Source organism: Hymenobacter agri (assembly GCF_054778495.1).
Genome location: NZ_BAAGZM010000413.1, coordinates 1 through 3,844, shown reverse-complemented (window position 1 = coordinate 3,844; position 3,844 = coordinate 1). Strand labels below are relative to the sequence as shown.

3 protein-coding genes are annotated in these 3,844 nt (G+C 61.8%); 2 read left to right on the top strand and 1 reads right to left on the bottom strand.

The features are described from left to right. The coding region (locus ACYVDE_RS16785) for a T9SS type A sorting domain-containing protein (RefSeq protein WP_460502702.1) at nucleotides 1–1,183 on the top strand (1,183 nt) is incomplete at its 5' end. Between the two features lie 212 nt (nucleotides 1,184–1,395). Here the strand turns inward: ACYVDE_RS16785 and ACYVDE_RS16780 are convergent. Beyond that, nucleotides 1,396–2,181: a M57 family metalloprotease gene (locus tag ACYVDE_RS16780; protein ID WP_460502701.1), complete on the bottom strand. Its 786-nt coding sequence runs from the start codon at nucleotides 2,179–2,181 to the stop codon at nucleotides 1,396–1,398. A 591-nt stretch (nucleotides 2,182–2,772) separates the two neighbouring features. Between ACYVDE_RS16780 and ACYVDE_RS16775 the strand changes: the two genes are divergently transcribed. Further along, the coding region (locus ACYVDE_RS16775) for a PSP1 domain-containing protein (protein ID WP_460502700.1) at nucleotides 2,773–3,844 on the top strand (1,072 nt) is incomplete at its 3' end.

Genomic DNA, 3,844 nt, shown 5'->3' with positions numbered 1-3,844 from the left:
CGCCGACCACCTCAACAACGCCGAGCAAATTACCCTCGCGCTGCCCGCCGCCGGCACCTACGAGCTGCATGTGCGCGGCTTCGCCGTGCCGCAGGGCGCGCAAAATTTCAGCCTGGCCTACGAAATAAACCCGCCCGGCCTCGTCTGGACTTACCCCGTGCGCCCCGAAAGCCTGCGCCCCGGCACCACCGCCACCCTGCGCTGGCAGTGGAGCGGCCTCGTATCGGCCACCGCCGGCCTCGACTACCGCCCCGTAGGCCGCCCGGCCTGGCGGGTATTGAGCAACACCGTGGCGCTGGCCGCTAATCGCACTACTTGGGTTGTGCCCGATACCGCCACCCTGGCACAGCTGCGGCTGGTGAGTGGCAGCAGCGCGTTCGAGTCCGACACCTTCACCATCGTGCGAGCTCCGGCGCTGCAAGTTGGCTACGCCTGCGCCGACGAGGCGCTGCTGCAATGGCCGCGCATCAGGGGAGTAGCCCGTTACCAAGTGTACCAGCTGGGAGCCACCAATCTGGAGCCCCTGGCCCAGACCACCGATACCGCCTTCGTGCTCGGCCGCACCCAGCTGCCGACGCTGTTCTATGCCGTGGCGCCCATTGTGGGCGGGCGCGTGGGGCAGGCCGGGCCCACCATTAATTACACCACGCAGGGTACGGCGTGCTACTTCCGCTCTTTCCTGCCCCGGCAGCTGGTCGATGGCGTTATCCGCTTCGATGTGGTGCTGGGCACGATTTACAAGCTGAAGTCGGCCACGCTGGAGCGCCAGCGGCCCGATGGCGGCTTCGAGGCCGTGCAAACCATCAGCACGGTCACCAGTACCACGTTCACCTTCACCGACCAACCCCCGGCGGCCGGCGGCTACTCCTACCGCGTGCGGCTCGACAACGTGGCTGGCCAGCAGTTCTACAGCGGTGTCGAACAGGCCTTCCTGCTGTCGGCCGGCCTGGTGCAGGCCTACCCCAACCCGGTAGCCGCTGGCGAACTTTTGCAATTGGTAGCCAACACGCCCAACGACATCACAGTGAAACTCTACGATGCGCTGGGCCGCTTCCAGCGCGAGGTGTCCATCAACGGCCAAATCAGTGCCCTCGAAACCAGCGGTCTGCGTCCCGGCCTCTACCTGCTGCGCGCGCAGGCCGACGGGCAGGCGGCCCAGGTGCTGCGCATCGTGGTGCAGTAATCAGCCCAACTGAGACCGATAGAAAGCCGCCACGCTGCAATGCGCGGCCTTTGCCGGGGAAGTTGCTGCCGCGCCGAAGCGCCCGCCCCGCACACGATAACAGCCTCCCGGCTGCTTCGCTACGTCGCACTTTCTGCCAATACATGGCACACAAAAAAGCCCCGGCTCGCAGGAGCCGGGGCTTTTTTGTGTGCTCAACTACCAGCCGAGGGCTAGTAGATGTAGTTCAGCGCGGTGCGGTCGTTGGTGGTAAAGGGGCGGTTCACGCCGTTGCCCACGCAGGCCAGCATCCATGAATTCGGCTCGGCCGTGGAGGGCGTGCCAGGGATGAGCACGGCACCCACTGTGCTGGCGCCTTCGTTGGAAGTGCTACCACCGCAGCTGTAAGCGCGGTTGTAGTAGTCGGTGTGGCGCATGCCAATGCAGTGGCCCATCTCGTGGGCCATGATGGTGGCGATGTAGTTGACGTTGGTGCTGTTGATAACGTTAGGCACCAGCGTGAAGCCGGGAGCGGGGTTGCCGCCGCTGGGGAAGCCGCCCGATTGGCCCAGCACGCCCGTGCCGAGGTTCGACGAATACTTCACAGGCATTTCGGCGCCCGACGTTACGCGGCGGAAGCTGATGCGCAGGCCTTCGGCATTGTAGCGGCGAATGGCTTCGTCGATAGCCTGTACATAATAAGAGTTGAACGAGCTGCTGATGCTCACGGTGATAACGCGGGGCAGACCGGTTACCAGGTTGGTGGTGCGGTATTGCTCGGCATCGCCCACGCGCAGCGTGGAATAGCCGGGGGCGCTAGCCAGCAACTCATTGGTCAGCAGCATGTCGCCCTCCACCACGTAGCCGCCTTCAACGGCTTTGGCACCCTGCGGATTAAAACCCAATGCTTTGATTTGAGCCATGGCATCGGCCGAGGCCGAGGTAGGAGCCACGTCTGCCGCTTCTTCTTTCTTGCTGCACGACGAGAAAGCGAGCGCACCGCCAAGCAAAGCGAACACGGGGAGAAGTTTGAAATTTTTCATAGAGGTTTTGTTGGTGAAGATTTGGTGAGTGGTTGGTGAATGATGAGCGAATATAGAAGGCGTCGGATTGCAAACAAATTCGGTTTAGTACCTTTTATTTTAACAACTATGTAATAAAAAGGCTTAAAATGATTTAAAACGGCATTTTTGTTGTCATTTTGTTGCAACAAATGACAAAATTTTGTAACCATCAGTTTAATAAACTCTTAGAATAGTTATGGCCTTTGAACGCTCGATTCTTGTACCGTTGAGGCTGCCTATGACAGCACATCGAAACGACTCAGCCAACCCTGTGCCCGCTTGGCTTGGCAGTGGCCGGGCGGCACCCTCTTATTGTTCGGGGGCAGGCGGGCCGAAGTCCCGCTGGGCGTATTGTGTATCTTTGCTAGGAACCGAATTCCCGCGAAAACCTGCTTTTCGCTCAACTATATAAGTATCTGACCAGTGGCTTGTTCAACTTGTTCTTCCGGCGGAGGCTGCGGCACCAAGCCGGGCGGCTGCAAATCCAACGGGGGCTGTAGCACCGGTGGCTGCAACCGCCTCAATGTCTTCGATTGGCTTCAGGATGTGGAGGTACCCGACTCGTTTGCCGGCTTCGACCTCGTAGAAGTGCGCTTCAAAGGCGGCCGCAAAGAGTTTATGCGCAATAACCTGCGCCTGCCCCTCGTAACCGGCGATGCCGTAGTAGTGGATGCCGCCGGCTCGGGCTGGCACCTGGGCCACGTGAGCCTGAAAGGCGAACTGGTGCGCCTGCAAATGCGCAAAAAGAAAGTCCCGACCGACTCAAAGGAAATTCGCAACATTCTGCGCGTGGCTACGCCCGACGACGAGGAGCGCTGGCAGGCCGTGCGCGACCTCGAAACCGGCACAATGTTCCGGGCGCGCGCCATGGTGAGCGAGCTGCGCCTGCGCATGAAGCTGAGCGACGTGGAGTATCAGGCCGACCGCACGCGGGCGCTGTTCTACTATTCGGCCGACGACCGGGTGGACTTCCGCGAGCTCATCCGCCGGCTGGCCGACGAGTTTCGGGTGCGCGTGGAGATGCGCCAGATTTCGCTGCGGCAGGAGGCCGGCCGCATCGGCGGCCTGGGCATCTGCGGGCGCGAGCTGTGCTGCTCCACGTGGCTGACCGACTTCAAAACCGTGAGCACCACCGCTGCCCGCTACCAGAACCTGAGCCTGAACCCGCAGAAGCTGGCCGGCCAGTGCGGCCGCCTAAAGTGCTGCCTCAACTACGAGCTCGATGCCTACCTCGACGCGCTAAAGGACATTCCGCAGGTGCAGCGCCCGCTGAAAACCAGCAAGGGCGAGGCATTTTTGCAGAAAACCGACATTTTCCGCCGCCGCATGTGGTTCGCCTTCAAGGGCGACAACAACTGGGTGATGCTCGATACGGCCCGCGTGCGCGAGCTGTTGGAAATGAACAAGCGCGGCGAGCTGATTGAAAGCCTGCTGCCGCCCCGCGAGGAAGCTCCCGAGCCCGAAGTATCGGCCATCGTGGAAGGCTCGCTCGACCGGCTCGACGACAAAATCAAGTCGAGTGGCAAGCGTAGCAAGCGCAAGAAAAACCGCGGCGAAGAAGCTGCCGCCCCGGCCGAACCCCGCGCCCCGCGCGAAGGCCGTGAACCCCGCGCCGCCC